Origin of the sequence: Streptomyces sp. NRRL F-5123, from assembly GCF_000721495.1 — a bacterium.
Lineage (GTDB): Bacteria > Actinomycetota > Actinomycetes > Streptomycetales > Streptomycetaceae > Actinacidiphila.
This window is the reverse complement of sequence record NZ_JOHY01000060.1, coordinates 22980-39370: the sequence shown is the minus strand read 5'-3', so window position 1 is coordinate 39370 and position 16391 is coordinate 22980. Positions and strand designations below refer to the sequence as shown.

Annotated in this window: 12 protein-coding genes; 8 read left to right on the top strand and 4 right to left on the bottom strand. The window is 74.0% G+C overall.

Annotation, left to right across the window (positions count from 1 at the left end):
* Positions 1-398: 398 nt before the first annotated feature.
* Complete coding sequence (locus IH54_RS0132615; RefSeq protein ID WP_031523915.1) at positions 399-1940, top strand: phytoene desaturase family protein; 1542 nt, start codon at positions 399-401, stop codon at positions 1938-1940.
* The gene (locus tag IH54_RS0132610) at positions 1937-3055 is read left to right on the top strand and encodes a magnesium and cobalt transport protein CorA (protein WP_052398132.1); all 1119 of its coding nucleotides are present in this window, start codon (positions 1937-1939) and stop codon (positions 3053-3055) included. The genes IH54_RS0132615 and IH54_RS0132610 overlap by 4 nt, the downstream gene beginning before the upstream one ends.
* 75 nt (positions 3056-3130) lie before the next feature.
* Here IH54_RS0132610 and IH54_RS0132605 read toward each other — a convergent pair whose 3' ends face one another.
* Positions 3131-4123: a small ribosomal subunit Rsm22 family protein gene (locus tag IH54_RS0132605; RefSeq protein WP_031523911.1), complete on the bottom strand. Its 993-nt coding sequence runs from the start codon at positions 4121-4123 to the stop codon at positions 3131-3133.
* Between the two features lie 254 nt (positions 4124-4377).
* Here IH54_RS0132605 and IH54_RS0132600 point away from each other — a divergent pair, with 254 nt between their 5' ends.
* Positions 4378-5988 (top strand): sugar transferase, encoded by a 1611-nt coding sequence (locus IH54_RS0132600; protein WP_078862699.1) that lies wholly within the window; start codon positions 4378-4380, stop codon positions 5986-5988.
* Here IH54_RS0132600 and IH54_RS0132595 read toward each other — a convergent pair.
* Entirely contained in the window at positions 5985-7085 is a 1101-nt protein-coding gene (locus IH54_RS0132595; protein ID WP_078862704.1) for a GDP-L-fucose synthase family protein, read from the bottom strand. The genes IH54_RS0132600 and IH54_RS0132595 overlap by 4 nt on opposite strands.
* Positions 7086-7183: 98 nt before the next feature.
* On the opposite strand from IH54_RS0132595, the gene gmd reads away from it, so the two are divergent.
* The 4 genes from gmd (at position 7184) to IH54_RS0132575 (ending at position 12262) form a co-directional block, all read left to right on the top strand.
* The gene (gene gmd, locus IH54_RS0132590) at positions 7184-8197 is read left to right on the top strand and encodes a GDP-mannose 4,6-dehydratase (protein WP_031523904.1); all 1014 of its coding nucleotides are present in this window, start codon (positions 7184-7186) and stop codon (positions 8195-8197) included.
* Between the two features lie 194 nt (positions 8198-8391).
* Positions 8392-10614, top strand: a complete 2223-nt coding sequence (locus IH54_RS0132585; protein ID WP_031523903.1) for a LamG-like jellyroll fold domain-containing protein — start codon at positions 8392-8394, stop codon at positions 10612-10614.
* Positions 10611-11387 carry a hypothetical protein gene (locus IH54_RS44915; RefSeq protein WP_031523902.1) on the top strand — a complete coding sequence of 259 codons (777 nt, stop codon included), beginning with the start codon at positions 10611-10613 and terminating at the stop codon, positions 11385-11387. The genes IH54_RS0132585 and IH54_RS44915 overlap by 4 nt, the downstream gene beginning before the upstream one ends.
* Before the next feature lie 17 nt (positions 11388-11404).
* Positions 11405-12262: a glycosyltransferase family 2 protein gene (locus tag IH54_RS0132575; RefSeq protein ID WP_107060322.1), complete on the top strand. Its 858-nt coding sequence runs from the start codon at positions 11405-11407 to the stop codon at positions 12260-12262.
* Here the strand turns inward: IH54_RS0132575 and IH54_RS0132570 are convergent.
* A complete protein-coding gene (locus IH54_RS0132570) occupies positions 12201-13394 on the bottom strand; it encodes a glycosyltransferase (RefSeq protein WP_052398130.1) in 1194 nt (397 codons plus the stop codon). The genes IH54_RS0132575 and IH54_RS0132570 overlap by 62 nt on opposite strands.
* A gap of 185 nt (positions 13395-13579) precedes the next feature.
* On the opposite strand from IH54_RS0132570, the gene IH54_RS0132565 reads away from it, so the two are divergent.
* Entirely contained in the window at positions 13580-15055 is a 1476-nt protein-coding gene (locus tag IH54_RS0132565; RefSeq protein WP_043182948.1) for an oligosaccharide repeat unit polymerase, read from the top strand.
* Here the strand turns inward: IH54_RS0132565 and IH54_RS0132560 are convergent.
* The gene (locus IH54_RS0132560; protein ID WP_107060321.1) at positions 15024-16289 is read right to left on the bottom strand and encodes a hypothetical protein; all 1266 of its coding nucleotides are present in this window, start codon (positions 16287-16289) and stop codon (positions 15024-15026) included. The genes IH54_RS0132565 and IH54_RS0132560 overlap by 32 nt on opposite strands.
* Positions 16290-16391: the final 102 nt, after the last annotated feature.

Sequence of the window (16391 nt, the reverse complement as noted above, 5' to 3'; positions counted from 1 at the left end):
CGGCGACCACCGAGATCTGCACGTAAGGAGTCGTCGGCAGCGTCAGATGTGTATAAGAGACAGGGGGTGGGTGGGGCAGATCGTCTCCCTCCCCCCTGCGGTGCGTCGGCGGCTGCCCTGCCGGTGGGGGTGGGGGCACCCCCGGATCGTCCCCCTCCCGACGTCTCGTCGGCGGCTGCCTGCCGGTGGGGGTGAGTGTGCGAGGGACTGCGGTTCGGCCCGGAGGGCGAGTCATCGCCACGGGGGCCGTCAGCCGACGTCTTGGTTGCACGGGTGGTGGGGGGGGGTGCCGCGCCGGCGGGCGCGGGCGCCGCCGCGGCGGGAAGGTCCCGGGACACGCGGCGCCCGGCAGGGCGGAGGGGAGGCCCCGACCGGGGTGACGCCCTATCGTGGCGGGGATGGAGTACGACGTCGTCGTGATCGGCGGGGGCCACAACGGCCTCACCGCCGCAACGTACCTCGCCCTCGCAGGGCGCACCGTGCTGGTCGTGGAGCGGCTGGACCACCTGGGGGGCGCCGCGGTGTCGAGCCGGGTCTTCCCGGGGGTGGAGGCGCGGCTGTCGCGCTACTCGTACCTGGTCAGCCTGCTGCCGAGGAAGATCGTCCTGGACCTGGGGCTGGATTTCCGCGTCCGGCGGCGCCGGATCTCCTCGTACACGCCGTACGGCGACGGCGGGCTGCTGGTGGACGCGGAGGACCCGGCGCGGACCCGGGAGGGTTTCGCGCGGCTCACCGGGTCGGAGCGGGAGTACGGGGCGTGGGAGGCCTTCTACGGGATGACGCGGCGGGTCGCGGAGGCGGTCTTCCCGACGTTGACGGAGCCGCTGCCGGCGCGGGCGGAGCTGGAGCGCCGGGTGGGGGACCGCGCGGCGTGGGGCGCGCTGTTCGAGCGGCCGCTCGGCGAGGCCGTGGAGGCGGCGTTCACGGACGACACGGTGCGGGGCGTGGTGCTGACCGACGCCCTGATCGGGACGTTCAGCCACGCGCACGACCCCTCGCTGAAGCAGAACCGCTGCTTCCTCTACCACGTCATCGGCGGCGGCACGGGCGACTGGGACGTGCCGGTCGGCGGCATGGGCGCTTTCACGGACGCCCTCGCGTCGGCGGCCCGCGCGGCGGGCGCGCGGTTCCGTACCGGCACGGAGGTCACACGTGTCGAGACGGACGGCGTGCGGGCGGAGGTGACGTTCGCGGACGGCGGCACCGTCCAGGCCCGTGACGTGCTGGTCAACGCCGCCCCCCACACGCTGGCGGCCCTGCTCGGCGAGGAGCCGGCCGGGCCCGCCCCGGAGGGGGCCCAGCTCAAGGTCAACATGCTGCTGCGCCGGCTGCCGCGGCTGCGGGACACCGCGGTGGACCCGCGGGACGCGTTCGCCGGCACCTTCCACGTCGCCGAGGGCTACCGCGCGCTGCAGGCCGCGTACGAGCAGGCGGCGGACGGGCGGGTGCCGGACGCGCCGCCGTCCGAGATCTACTGCCACAGCCTGACCGACCCGTCGATCCTCGCCCCGGAGCTGGCCGGTAGGGGCATGCACACCCTGACGCTCTTCGGCCTGCACGCCCCGGCCCGGCTCTTCGCCGAGGACCCGGCGGGCGCGAAGGCGGAAGTGCTGCGGGCCACCCTCGCGCAGCTCGACGCCGTCCTGGCCGAGCCGCTCGCGGACTGCCTCGCGCTGGATCCGGAGGGCCGCCCCTGCATCGAGGCGAAGTCGCCGCCGGACCTGGAGCGCGAGGTGGGCCTGCCCGGCGGGCACATCTTCCACCGCGACCTGTCCTGGCCGTACGCCGACGGCGAGGTGACGGAGGCCACAGGACGGTGGGGCGTCGGCACCGCGTATGCCAACCTCTACCTTTGCGGCGCGGGCGCGGTCCGCGGCGGCGGGGTCAGCGGGGTCCCCGGGCACAATGCGGCGATGGCGGTACTGGAGAAGGCACGATGAAGCAGCACAGGTCCGAGTCGGCGGCACCGGCCCGGCACAGAACCGGCCGGCAGTGGCGGCACGGCGGGCGCTGGCACACCCTGGAGGGCGCCGCCGACGTTCCCGAGCAGCGCCGCTGCACCGCGGACGTGGTGGTGGACTGCGCGGTCTACGAGGACGGCTGCCGCGCGGCGTCGCTGCCGCCCCAGCAGGCGCTGGACGAGGCCCGCAAGCGCGGCGGCTTCGCCTGGATAGGCCTGCACGAGCCGGAGGCCGAGCACATCGCGGAGATCGCGGAGGTCTTCGGGCTCCACCCGCTGGCCGTCGAGGACGCGGTGCAGGCCCACCAGCGGCCCAAGCTGGAGCGGTACGGCGACACGCTCTTCCTCGTCCTCAAGACCATCGTCTTCGTCGAGCACGAGAAGCTCACCGCCACCAGCGAGGTCGTCGACACCGGCGAGGTCATGATCTTCCTCGGCCCGGACTTCGTGGTCGTCGTCCGCCACGGCAGCGCCCCCGGCCTCGCCCGCGTCCGCCGCGCCCTGGAGGCCCGCCCCGACATGCTCGCGCACGGCCCCGCGGCCGTCCTGCACGCCATCACCGACCAGGTCACCGACGACTACCTCGACGTCGCGGACGCGGTCGAGCTGGACGTCGAGACCCTGGAGACGGACGTCTTCTCGTCCACCCACGTCGACGACGCCGAGCGCATCTACCAGCTCAAGCGGGAGATGATCGAGTTCAAGCACGCCGTCTTCCCGCTGGCCCGCCCCCTGGAACGCCTCGCCGAGGGCGCGGACGGCCTTCTCAGCACCGAGTTGCGCCGCTACTTCCGCGACGTCTCCGACCACCTCTCCCACGTCCGCGAGCGCCTCATCGCCAACAGCGAACTCGTCGACGGCCTCCTCGCGGCCAACCTCAGCCAGCTCGCCGTCCAGCAGAACGTCGACATGCGCCGCATCTCCGCCGGCGCCGCCATCCTCGCCATCCCCACGATGATCGCCGGCTTCTACGGCATGAACTTCGACCACATGCCAGAACTGCGCTGGACCTTCGGCTACCCCCTGATGCTCGGCGTGACGGTCACCCTGTCCGCGATCGTCTTCCGCGCCTTCCGCCGCATCGGCTGGCTGTAGCCGTTCCCATGCGCCGCCGGGCGGGCGTTCCGGGGCTGCGCCCGCGCCGCCGGGCGGGCGTTCCCAGGGCGGGCCCTACGCCGGGGGCGGCCAGGCGTCGCCCCACTCCGTGTCGCGCGCCGCGCGGTAGAGGGTGCCGTGGCGCTTGCTCACCGTTGCCTTCTCCAGTCCCGGAGGGGTGACGCAGAGGTCCAGCAGGACGAGCCCCTTGCGGATCTGCGGGTGCCGCACCACCCTGCCCTCCGCAGGCTCCGCCGGGAAGTGCGCGGCGGCGACGTAGCTGAACTTCTCGTCCTCGTAGGGCAGGGTCGCGCCCTTGACCTGGCGGTGGAGCGCGGTGCGCTGCACGCGCGCCGCGAAGTGGCACCAGTCCGCGCCGGTGACGGGGCAGGGGCCGTCGTGCGGGCAGGGGGCGAGGACGTGGAGCCCGGCGGCGACGAGCCGGTCGCGGGCGGCGAGCACGCGTGCGTACCCCTCGGGGGTGCCGGGCTCGACCACGACGACGGCGCCCTGCGTGGCGGCGACCGCGGCCCCGACGAGGGATTCGCGGTCCGCGGGGGTGAGTTCGCCGAGGACGTAGGAGATGGTGACGAGGTCGGCGGCCGGGAGGGCGGACGCGGCGCCGAGGGGCCGGCGCTGCCAGTCGGCGGTGCGGACGGCGGCGGTCCGGGCGGCGCGGGCGAGGTCGGCGCCGAGGTCGAGGGCGGGCTGGGACCAGTCGAGGACGGTGGTGGTGTGGCCGGCGTCGGGCCAGGTGTCGGCCACCGCCCAGGTGGCCGCTCCGGTGCCGCCGCCGAGGTCGAGATGGGTGCGCGGGGCCCAGTCGGCGGACTGCAAGCGGAACGCGTCGAGGGCGGTGCGGACGGCGGCATAGGTCGCCGGCATCCGGTAGGCGGCGTACGCGGCGACGTCGGCCGCGTCGCGCAGGACGGGAGCGGCGGTGGGCGTGGGGCCGCGGTAGCTGTCCATCAGCCGCTCGACCTGTGCGGAAGCGCTGGTCGGGGCGGTGGACCGCAACCGGTCGGCGAGCGCGGCGCGCAGGTCGTCGGGGAGGGGCACGGTAGGCACAAGCCCCAACTGTAAGGGGCGTTCACCCTTGTCACACGCCCCTTACGCTGCGTGGCCACCGGGACGTCATAGGCATGTTAACTCGCCCAAAACATCAGCTCGAATATGCGTAAACCACAGCGGAAGGGCCACCCCTTGGCCTAGCGTTCCTCAAAGCACGGCGGGGACACCACAAGGGGAAGTGGAAGACGTCGGGTCGCGAGGTGCCTGGGGGGTACATGCGGCGTGTCGAGTCACAGTCGGCCATACCAGTCATGCCCGTTGCAGGGGAGCGAATATCGGGGCGGACGGACAGTCCGCCCGTACGGGGAGCGCAGCCCGCGCTCCCGGGCGCGTTCGGCGCACCGGTGCCACCGTCGTACGCGCGGCGGCCGGGCATCGGTGCGAGCACCGCGCGCGCCGCTGCGTCAGCCGGGCGTACGGCGGTTGCCGCGGCCTGGCAGGGAGCACAGCGCGAAAGCGGCGGCAAGGCCGCGTGGTACGCGGTGAACCTCGCCGTGGACGCGGTCGGCGCCGGAGTGCCCACGGCCCTGGCGCTGCACGCCTCGGGCGCGCCGCACGCGGCGGCATGGGGCCTGGCGGCGGCGCTCGCCTGGCCCACCGTCCGCGCGATGCGGCGGCGGTACGCGCCGGACGCCTTCGGGGAGACCCGGGGCGGGGCGCAGGTGGCCGTGGACTGGCTGCTGCTGCTCGGGGTGCTGACGGTGCTGCGGGCGGTGTCCGGCGCCGTGGCCGGGCCGTCGGCGGCGCTCGCCGGTCTCGTGTGGGCGCCGGTGCTCACGGCGCTGTGCCGCCGGGTGACCTACCACCGGCTGCGCGCCGTGCGGCGTGCGGCGTACGCGGTGCGCCCGGTGCTGGTGGTGGGCGAGCCGGGCGCCGCGGACAACGCGGTGGCGCATCTGGCGACCCGCACCGGGCACGCGTACGCCGTCGTCGGCGTGGTGCCGGTGGGCAGCAGGCGGCTGGCCTGCGGCGTGCCGGTCGCGGGGCGGCTGGGCGTGCTGGAGCCGACCGGGCCGGGGCAGGACGCACAGGCGGTCCTGCGGGCGGCGCACGAGACCCGCGCGCAGCTGGTGCTGATGGCGCCGGGCCCGCGGCTGTCGGCGGAGCGATTACGCCGGCTGTCGTGGTGCCTCCACGACGCCGGGCTCCCGGTGGCGCTGGCGCCGGGCCTGGTGGACGTGCAGGCGCGCCGGGTGCGGTTGGACGACCCGGCGGGCCTGGTGCTGCTGCACATCGCGCCGCCGGTACGGCACGGGGCGCAGCTGCGGCTGAAGTCGGCGCTGGACCGCGCCGGGGCCGCGCTCGGGCTGCTGGCGCTGGCGCCGCTGTTCTGCGTGCTGGCCGCGCTGGTCAAGGTGACGTCGCGGGGCCCGGCCTTCTACCGGCAGGTGCGCTGCGGGCAGCACCGGACACCCTTCACGATGTGGAAGTTCCGCACGATGGTGGTCGATGCCGAGGACCGCAGGGCGGAGCTGGAGCGCAGTGGCGCCAACGAGCACGACGGGCTGATGTTCAAGATGCGGCACGACCCGCGGGTCACGGCCGTGGGCCGCTTCCTGCGGCGCTGCTCGCTGGACGAACTGCCGCAGCTGCTCAACGTGCTGCGCGGTGAGATGTCGTTCGTCGGGCCGCGCCCGCCGCTGCCCGACGAGGTGGACCGCTACGACGAGGTGGCGCTGCGGCGGCTCGTGGTCAAGCCGGGCATCACCGGGCTGTGGCAGGTCAGCGGGCGCTCGGACCTGTCGTGGGACGAGACGCTCGCGCTGGACCTGCGGTACGTCGACAACTGGTCGCTGGCGGGCGACCTGGAGGTCATGACCCGCACGCTGCGGGCCGTGGTCGACGGACGCGGGGCGTACTAGTGGGCCGCCACGCCTCCGGCCCCCGGGTCCGGCACAGACCCGGGGGCGTCCGGGACAGCCCTGGCCGCCACCGCCTCCGTCTCCGCGCGCCACTGCGCGTAGACGGCCGCGACGCCCTCCCGCAGCGCGATTCGCGGGCGCCAGCCGAGCGCGAACAGCCGGGAGACGTCGAGGAGTTTGCGCGGGGTGCCGTCCGGCCTGGTGGTGTCCCAGCCGATCCGGCCGCGGTAGCCGACGACGTCCCGTACGGTCTCGGCGAGTTCGCGGATGGGCAGGTCCTCCCCGCAGCCGACGTTGACCGGCTCGTCGGCGTCGTACGTGCGCAGCAGCAGGGTGCAGGCCGCGGCGAGGTCGTCGACGTGCAGGAACTCGCGGCGCGGGGTGCCGCTGCCCCACAGCGTCACCTCGGGGGCGCCGTCGCGGGCGGCCTCGTGGAAGCGGCGGATCAGCGCGGGCAGGACGTGCGAGGTCTCCAGGTCGAAGTTGTCGCCGGGCCCGTAGAGGTTGGTCGGCATCGCGGAGACGTACGCGGCGCCGTACTGCCGCCGGTAGGACTGCACCTGGACGATGCCGGCGATCTTCGCGAGCGCGTAGGCCTCGTTGGTGGGCTCCAGCGGGCCGGTCAGCAGGGCGTCCTCGCGGATGGGCTGCGGGGCCAGGCGCGGGTAGATGCAGGAGGAGCCGAGGAAGAGCAGCCGGGGCACTCCGGCGGCGTGCGCGCCCGCGACGACGCTGAGCTGGATGCGCAGGTTGTCCTCCAGGAACTGCACGGGGTAGGTCGCGTTGGCCATGATCCCCCCGACCCGGGCGGCGGCGAGCACGACCGCGTCGGGCCGGGCCGCGCGCAGCCACGCGGCGGTGGCTGCGGCGTCCCGCAGGTCCAGCTCGGCGCGGCCGCGGGCCAGTACCTCGTGGCCCTCGGCGGCCAGCCGGCGGGCGACCGCCGAGCCGACGAGCCCGCGGTGGCCCGCGACGAAGACCCTGGCCCGGTCGGGGAGCAGTGACCGCGCTCCCTCCGCCCCGGGCCGTGCCGCTGCGGCTGCCGCGCCCGCCGCGGCGTCCCTGACATTCGCTGTCTTTTCCGTCTGTTCCGTCATGAACCGCATTGTGTCAGCACACTTCACTCTTCCGGGTGCCAACTCCACATGCTGCACAGGGAGTTGCCCGCACCGGCCGACCACCACTGGGGGACCGTATGGGCAAGACCGCGCTCGTCACCGGCGTGACCGGGCAGGACGGCTCGTACCTGGCCGAGCTGCTGCTCGCCAAGGGCTACACCGTGCACGGCATCGTTCGCCGCTCGTCGACGTTCAACACCGAGCGCATCGACCACATCTACCAGGGCCCGCAGGCCTCCCGCCGTACGTTCGTCCTGCACCACGCGGACCTCACCGACGGCGTCGCCCTCGTCAACCTGCTGCGCGAGGTACGGCCCGACGAGATCTACAACCTGGGCGCGCAGTCGCACGTGCGGGTCTCCTTCGACGCCCCCCTCTACACCGGCGACGTGACGGGCCTGTCCGCGCTGCGGCTGCTGGAGGCGGTGCGGGCCAGCGGCAGCGGGGCACGGGTCTACCAGGCGTCGTCGTCGGAGATGTTCGGCGCCGCGCCCCCGCCGCAGAACGAGCGCACGCCCTTCCACCCGCGCAGCCCGTACGGCTGCGCGAAGGTCTTCGGCTACTGGGCGACGGTCAACTACCGCGAGGCATACGGGATGTACGCGGTCAACGGCATCCTCTTCAACCACGAGTCGCCGCGCCGCGGGGAGACCTTCGTGACCCGCAAGATCACCCGCGCGGTCGCCAGGATCAAGGCGGGGCTGCAGGACCGGCTCTACCTCGGAAACCTGGACGCGGTGCGCGACTGGGGCTACGCCCCGGAGTACGTCGAGGCGATGTGGCGGATGCTGCAGCGCGACGAGCCCGACGACTACGTGGTGGCCACGGGCGAGGCCGCGACCGTACGGCAGTTCGTGGAGACGGCCTTCGCGCACGCCGACCTCGACTGGTCCCGATACGTGCGGTACGACCCGAAGTACGAACGCCCCAGCGAAGTGGACGCGTTGATCGGCGACGCGAGCAAGGCTCGGGAGCTGCTGGGCTGGCAGCCACACGTGCGGGTCGCCGGCCTCGCCGAGATCATGGTCGACGCCGACATCCGCCAGGTGGCCGACCAGCTCGCGGGCGCGACGGTACGGATCGACCGGTGAACGGCTCGGCCGCACGCCACACCCGGCGTACGGCATCCGGTCGTTCGGGGCGACACATACCCCGATGTCAGGCGTCGTCACACTACGTATACCGGTTTCGGCAAAAAGCGCGACTCCGGCAAGTGGAACGCCCTACTCTGCCCAGGACCGGCGGCCGGCCACGGCCGCCGCACCTGAAGGGGACCGGGGGACACATGCGTAAACGGTCGGCATTGACCGGCGTGCTGGCGCTGGCGGCGGCAGGACTGGGGGCGGTCCCAGGGGCACCGCCCGCCGCCGCGCTCCAGGCGCCGGTGGCGCTCACGGCGGACAGCCTCTCCACCTACCAGACCAACGGCGTCGTGTGGGCGATGGCCCAGGCGAACGGCATCGTCTACACCGCGGGCACCTTCTCCGCGATCCGCCCGTCCGGCGCCGCGGCCGGGACGAACGAGACGGCGGTGGCGAACTTCGCCGCGTTCGACGCCGCGACCGGACAGCCCGCGGGCTGCCGGCTGAACTTCACGGTCGGCTCCAACAACGCCACCGTGCGCGCGCTCGCGGTGTCGCCGGACGGCAGCACCCTCTACGCGGGTGGCTTCTTCGGCCAGGTCAACGGTGTCGGGGTGAGCAGCCTCGCCGCGATCGACCTGGCCACCTGCCAGGTCAGCAGCAGCTTCCACCCCGCCGTCGCGGGCACCGTACGGACCCTCCAGGCCACGGCCGACACCGTCTTCTTCGGCGGCGACGTCACCGCGGTCGGCGGCCAGCACCGCGGGCGGTACGCGGCGGTCAGCACGTCGGGCGCACTGCTGCCGTGGGCGCCCGACGCCGACAACCCGGCCCGCGCGCTCGCCCTCACCCCGGACGGCCAGGACGCCGTCCTCGGTGGCGACTTCGACACGGTGGACGGGGTGAACTCGCACTCGCTCGCCGTCGTCGACACCGCGACCGGCGCGCTCGTGAAGGCGTACCCGACCGGCTTCATCGACGCGACCTCGGTGACCAAGGACATCGTGGTGGACGCCGCGAGCAACAGCTTCTACACCGCCAACGAGGGCACCGGCGGCGGGGTGTTCGACGGCCGGATCCGCTTCAGCCTCACCGACTTCTCACAGGTCTGGCGGGACAACTGCCTGGGCGCCACCCAGACCCTGACGGTCTACCAGACCGTCCTCTACAGCGGCAGCCACGCGCACGACTGCTCCAGCATGGGCGAATACCCCGACTCGGTGCGCAAGCACCTGCTTGCGCAGTCCGTGGACGACCCGCACCTGCTGGCCTGGTTCCCCGACACCAACGACGGCATCGGCGAGAAGATCGGCCCGCGGGTCATGGCGCTGGCCCCGGCCGGGAGCACCGACTACCTGTGGGTGGGCGGTGAGTTCACCACCGTCAACGGCTCCGCGCAGCAGGGCCTCACGCGCTTCGCGAGCGGCCCGGACACCGGCGCCCCGACACTGCCGCAGACGTCCGTCACGAGCATCGCGCCCGGTGCGGTCAAGGTCAGCTGGCAGTCCAGCACCGACACCGACGACGGCCTGCTCACCTACCGCGTCTACCGCAACGGCGGCGCCACGCCCGTCTACACGGTGACCGGCTCCTCGCTGCCGTGGGTGCGCCCGCAGCTGACGTACACCGACACCGACGTCACGCCGGGCGTGAAGTACACCTACCGGGTCTCCGCGAGCGACGGCGTCAACACCAGCGCCCTGTCCCCCAACGCCTCGGCCACGGTGCCGACTTCGGCGGAGGCGTACCCGAACCAGGTACTGGCGGACGGCGCTTCGCTGTACTGGCGCTACGACGCCGCCTCCGGCTCGTACAACGCCGACTCCTCCGACGGCGACGACAGCGGCATCAGCGTCGGCGGGCCCGTTCACGCCGTGACGCCGGGCGCGGTGCCGGGCTCCAGGGCGTACACCTTCAACGGCTCGTCCCAGTGGACCTACAGCGACCGGCTGCACCCGACACCGGCGCAGTTCAGCATCGAGACGTGGTTCCGGACGACGACCACCAGCGGCGGGAAGATCATGGGCTTCGGCTCCAATTCCACCCACCCGAGCGGCAATTACGACAAGCATGTCTACATGACCGACAACGGACGCCTGGTCTTCGGCGTGTACACCGGCACGACCCGCACCGTCACCGCACCGGCCGCGTACAACGACGGCGCCTGGCACCACGTGGTGGCCACGCAGGGAGCGGACGGGATGAAGCTGTACGTCGACGGGGTGCTGCGGGCCGCCGACCCCTTCGTCACCACCAGCCAGAACTACCCCGGCTACTGGCACGTCGGTTACGACAGTCTGGGCGGCTGGCCCTCCGCGCCGAGCAGCTCCTACTTCGCAGGCTCGATCGACGAGGCCGCCGTCTACCCGGCGGTGCTCACGCCCGCGCAGATCGCCCAGCACTACGCACTCGGGACCGCCGGGTGAGCCGCGGCCACCGTACGCGCGCTGCCGCCGCCGTCGCCATGACGGCGGCGGCAGCGCTGCTGCTCGGCGGCTGCGGCTCCGGCGCCTCGGACCACGCGAAGGACACCGCGAGCCCGTCCCGTACGGCCGCCGGCGCCACCGGCACGCCGCCGGACGCGTCCGGCAGCCCGTCCGGCACCCCGTCCGACAGCGCCTCCCCCGAGTCCGGCGCCGGGCAGCCAAACTCGGCCGCCGACGCGCCGAAGGTGCCCGACGCCCAGCTCACCCCGCCGGGCGGCGGCAACTTCACGGCGCAGCAGAAGAAGTACCTGTCCGGGCGGGTGCCGCGCGGCACGGACCCGGTCGCCGTGCTGGAGGGCGGCCAGGAGATCTGCGACCGGCTGACGCGCACCTCGGCGATCGACAAGGACGCCGCCGCGAGCGCGATCGTCTCCGGCGACATCACGCTGGACGGCGCGTCCGCGGCCGTCGGCGGGCTGTGCCCGGACCAGCAGGGCGTCGTCGACGCGGCCCGCGGCGGCTTCGGCGACGGCACGTTCACGGTGGGCGCGAAGGCCGCCCCGGGCACGGTGGTCGTGCCCGGCGGCTACCGGGCCCCGCACACGTCGGCGTCCTGCACATGGCGCGTCACCGGCGCGGGCGGCGCCGTCCTCGCCTCGGGCCGCGGTACCGGCGCGGACAGCCCGGCCGCGCTCACCATCCCGGCCGCCGCGCGCGGCATCACCTCCAGCGGGTGCTACGCCTGGCTGGCCTCCGCACGGACAGGGAGCTGACGTCACCGTTGGACGAGCTGGGCACGCTGCCGCTGGTCGTGGTCATACCGACGAAGAACGAAGCCGAGAACATCGCCCGCACGGTCTCCTCGGTCATCGCCCATGTGCGGGCCGTCGTGGTCGTCGACTCGCACAGCACCGACGACACGTGCGCGATCGCCGCCGGGCTGGGCGCCGAGACCGTGCTCTACACGTGGGACGGGCGCTACCCGAAGAAGAAGCAGTGGTGCCTGGACCATGTGCGCCCCGACATCCCGTGGGTGCTCTTCCTGGACGGCGACGAGACGCCGAGCCCCCAACTCCTCGGCGAGCTGCGGTCGGTGTTCGCCGCGGGGCCGCCGTCGGTGGCCGCCTTCGACATCCCGCTGGGCTACTGGTTCGCCGGACGGCGGCTGCGGCACGGCTACACCATCGTCAAGCGCGCCCTCATGGACCGCACCCGCTGCCGCTTCCCCGAGGTCGGCGACCTCGGGGCGCCGGGGATGGGCGAGCAGGAGGGCCACTACCAGCCGGTCGCGGAGTCCGCCGCCCGGCTGAGCTCCCCCATCGAGCACGAGGACCTGGACCCGGTCCGCACCTGGTTCGACCGGCACAACCGCTACTCGGACTGGGAGGCGTGGCTCGAACTCCACCCGGAGGTCAAGGAGCGCATCCGCCGGGTCAAGACCCGGCAGGGGCGGCTCTTCCACAAGGTGCCCTTCAAGCCCCTGGTGTCCTTCGGCTACGCGTACGTCTACCGGCGCGGCTTCCTGGACGGGCGGGCGGGCCTGGACTACGCGCTCGCGATGAGCTTCTACCGCTGGCAGATCGGCCTCAAGACGCGTGAACTCCGCGCCGCCGAGCGGCAGTCGGGCGGCCCGGGCGGTCGGCCATGACGTCGCCGTAGACGCCGAGCAGGGTGTCCACGACCGCGTCGATCGAGAAGCGGTCGTGGACCAGCCGCCACGCGGCCTGCGACGCCTGCTCGTTGGCGGCGGGCTCCAGCAGCTCCAGCACCGCCCGGCCGACCAGTGCCCCGTTGTCCGCGTCCGGCAGGCTGTCGGTGACCCGGCCCGCGCCCGCGGCCGCCACGTCCGGCGACAGCCCGCCGGTACGGGCCACCACGACCGGCAGCCCCACCGACATCGCCTCCAGCACCGAGACGGCGAACGGCTCGACGACGGACGGCAGTACGTACACGTCCGCAGCGCGCAGCGCGGCGTGCACCGCGTCGTGCCCGAGCGGCCCCGGGCACTCCAGCGCGTCCCCCACGCCCAGCTCGTCGGCCAGCGCCCGCATGGGCGCGGTCAGCCGGCCGGTGTCGGGTCCGGCCAGCACGAAGCGGGCGTCCGGGTGCCGGGCGAGGACGTACGGCATCGCCTGCACGAAGTCCTCGGGCCGCTTGCGCTGCTGCACCCGCGCGCAGTAGAGCACCGTGGGCGGCCGGTCGCCGCGCGGCGGGCGCATCTCCTGCGGGGCGACGCCGTTGACGAGCCTGCGGAAGGTCCGCAACGGGGTCGTCGGCACCACCGCCTGCACGCCCTCGCGTTCCATCTCCGTCAGGTGCAGGATCGCGCCCGCGCGGCGCAGCACCCGCTTCATGCCCAGCACGTCCACGGCCTTCGCGAACAGCTTCTCGGTGGGGTCGATCATGCCGTGCGTCTGCACCACCAGCGGGGTGCCCGTCTCCAGTGCGACGAGCGCGAAGGGCAGCGTGATCAGATCCCGCATGAGGTGCACATGGACGACGTCCGCCCCCTTCACCATCCGCCGCGCCCGCGCGAGCAGCGCCCCCGAGGTGATCCCGCTGACCTCGAACGCGGGCAGCACGTGCCGCGCCTGCCGCACGAAGGAGGGCACCCCCTCGACCTCGCTCGGCAGCGGCCCGGTGAACTTGTCCCCGAGCGTGGCGATCCGCGCGTCCACTCCCCTGCCGCGCAGCCCCTTGCTGAGGTTGAGCGCGACGCGGGTGGGCCCGCCGAAGTCGTTCGTGGGCGTGTGCAGCGTCACGACATGTAAGACCCGCATCTTCCCGTCCCCGTCCCCTCCGCCGGATCGCCCGGCGCCCCTCCCGGCATCTCCCGCAGCCTACCCGCGGCTTGGCGCGTACCGCCCCGTTATGGGCGAATTGGCGCCCGCCGCCGCCCCGGTCGGCCGCAACGCCCCGCGACGGAGGGGCTCCGGCCCGTAAACTCCCCCCAGGGGGTGGGCGGATGGCCGTGGACGCACGGGTGGGGGCCGGGGTACCGCGGGCGGGGTCCGTGCCGCGGGCCGCGCTGTCGCGGGCGCTCGCGGTGCCGCTGGTCCTCGCGCTCGTCGGATTCCTCCCGGGGTACGTCACCGCGCAGCCGGGCGGCGACGGGGTGCGGGACGCGGCCTACTGGCTGCAGCTCACGCTGACCGTCTACGCGGGCGGGCGGCTCGCCGCGATGGTGCTGGCCAGGCGGCGGCGGCTGGTACAAGGGGCGTTCTGGCTGTTCGTGTACGTGGCGATGGGCGTCGCGCCGCTCGCCCAGGAGGTCATCGGGCAGGTCCCGACGCCGGTGGTCGGGCCGCGGGGGGACACCACGGCCGCGCTCGCGCTCGTCCTCGTCGGGTGCGCGGCCTTCGACGTCGGGGCGCTGCTGGCCCGGCACCGCCCGGCGGCACGGGCACGCAAGGGGCGGGGGGTCGCGCAGGTGTCGCGGCGGCGGCTGTGGGTGCTGGTGGCGGTCGCGTACGTGGGCGGCGCGTACTCGATCGTCAAACTCGGCGGCCCCGCGGTCTTCTTCGACAGCAGGCAGGCGATCAGCGAGTCCGTGCAGGCGGGCGGGCTCGGCGGCGACGGGCAGAGCCATGTGGGCTCCGCCTTCGTCCGCGGCTTCGGCACGGTGCCCGCGCTGCTCGCGCTGCTCTTCCTCACCCGCTGGATGATCACCTCGCGCGCCGCCCGCCGCAGCCTGCCCGCGATCATCGCGCTCGGCGGGCTCGTGCTGCTCAACGCGATCGTCAACAACCCGGTGTCCAACCCGCGTTACTGGTTCCTGACGGTCGTCTTCGCGCTGCTCTTCACCGCCTTCCCGCGCAGCCCGGTGATGTACCGCACCGCCCTGGTCACCGGCGTGGTGGCGGCGTTGCTGCTCTTCCCCTTCCTCGACCGCTTCCGCTACGACTCCGGCGGCTACCACCCGGTGGAGACCACGTCGGTGCTGGAGCCGCTCACCGTCAAGGACTACGACCAGGTCGGGATGTTCGCCAACACCCTGACGTACGTGCACTCCGGCGCCGGGCACACCGACGGGCGCCAGCTCGCCGCCGACGTCTTCTTCTTCGTGCCGCGCTCGGTGTGGCACGGCAAGCCGGTCGACTCCGGGGTGCGCGTCGGGCAGTGGATGGGCATGAACAACACCAACCTGTCCTCCCCGCTGTGGGCCGAACTCTGGCTGGACTTCGGCCCGGTGGGCATGACCGCGGGCTTCCTCGCACTCGGCTACACGGCCGCGCGCGCCGACCGGCGCTACGCGCAGCGCACCCAGGAGGACGGCAGACCGGGCACGGTCGCGGCCGTCGTGATCCCTCTGGTGTGCGGCTACTCCTTCATCCTGCTGCGCGGGCCGCTGCTCCAGGCGACGGGGCGGATCGCGATCGGCGCACTGTGCCTGGCGCTGGTGACGACCTTCAGCCAGGACCGCCGGAGGATCCTGCGGTGACGGCTCCGTGGGCCTGCCCGCCACCGGATGCGTCGTCCGGTGCCTCCTCCTCCGGTGCGGGGCGGCGGCGCAGCACCGCGATCTGCCGCCACAGCGCCGCCGCCTTGAGGACCGAGCCCGCGCACAGCCCCCACGCCGCCCCGTACACCCCGTCGACGCGGTAGCCCGCGAGCATGCAGCCGACGGAGGCGAGCGAGAAGACCACCTGGATCGGCAGCGTCGCCTTCGGCTTGAGGACCCGCAGGGTCAGCAGCGCGCTGGTGCCGAGCGCGACGGCCGCGTACTGACTGCCGGACGCGGCCAGCAGCGCGGAGGACGACTCCCAGGTCTCACCGAGGAGTTGGCGCCCGGCGCGGGCCGGCAGGACCATCAGTACGAGCGTCCACGCTGCGGCCACGGCGGCGAGCGCGCACGCCAGCACCACGGTCGCGCGGACCTTGGCGGCGGCGCCGCGCACCCGGTTCAGCAGCGGCGGGCCGAAGGCGGTCGCCGAGTTGAACAGGACGTTCATCGGGCCGAAGAGCGTCGTCGCCCCGCGCAGCGCGCCCACCGCGAGCGGCGCCGCGAACAATCCGAGCCCGACGACGGCCAGTTGGCTGGTCGCGTTGCCGACGCCGAACTCGACGACGAAGCGCCGCCCCAGGTGCCCGCGCCGCACGTACCGCCGCACGTCCAGCGGCGCGCCCCGCACCCGCCGCCGCAGCAGCGCCCACGCCACGAGCAGCGCGGGCAGCGCCGACAACCCCCAGACGGCGACAAGCCGTTCGGGCCCGGCGCCGTGCGGTTGCACCGCCAGCGCGGGCACGGCCACGAGGAGCCGGACGGCGTCCCCGGCCAGCGCGTAGTGCGGCAGCCGCAGCGCCGAGAAGCAGTAGCGCAGGCCGTCCTGCGTCAGCACCACGGGCAGCACGAGCCCGAGGACGGCCAGCCCGCGGGCCGTTCCGCCGTGCGCGGCGAGTCCGAAGCCCGCGGCCATGCCGAGGCCGACCACGGTCGAGGCGAGCGCGGTGAAGGCCGCCGCGGAGCGGCACGCGGCCCGCACCCGGTCGGTCCCGCGCTCCAGCACGAGCGCCTGGCCGACGTAGCTGACGCCGATGCCGAGCAGGACGGTGAAGACCATGTAGACCATCGAGAACACCGCGAAGCCCGCGGCGCTCGACAGCCGGGCGGCGACGACGAGCACGACGATGTTGGTGAGGGCGGAGATGCCCTGGTCGGCGACGGAGGCGGCGATGGCGGCCTTCGCCCCGAGGCCGGGTGCGGGTTCGGCCGCGGCTTCGGCGCCGCCCGGTGAGTCCGCTGCGGGCGGCGGGGCGTCGAGGCCGTAGGGGTCGCC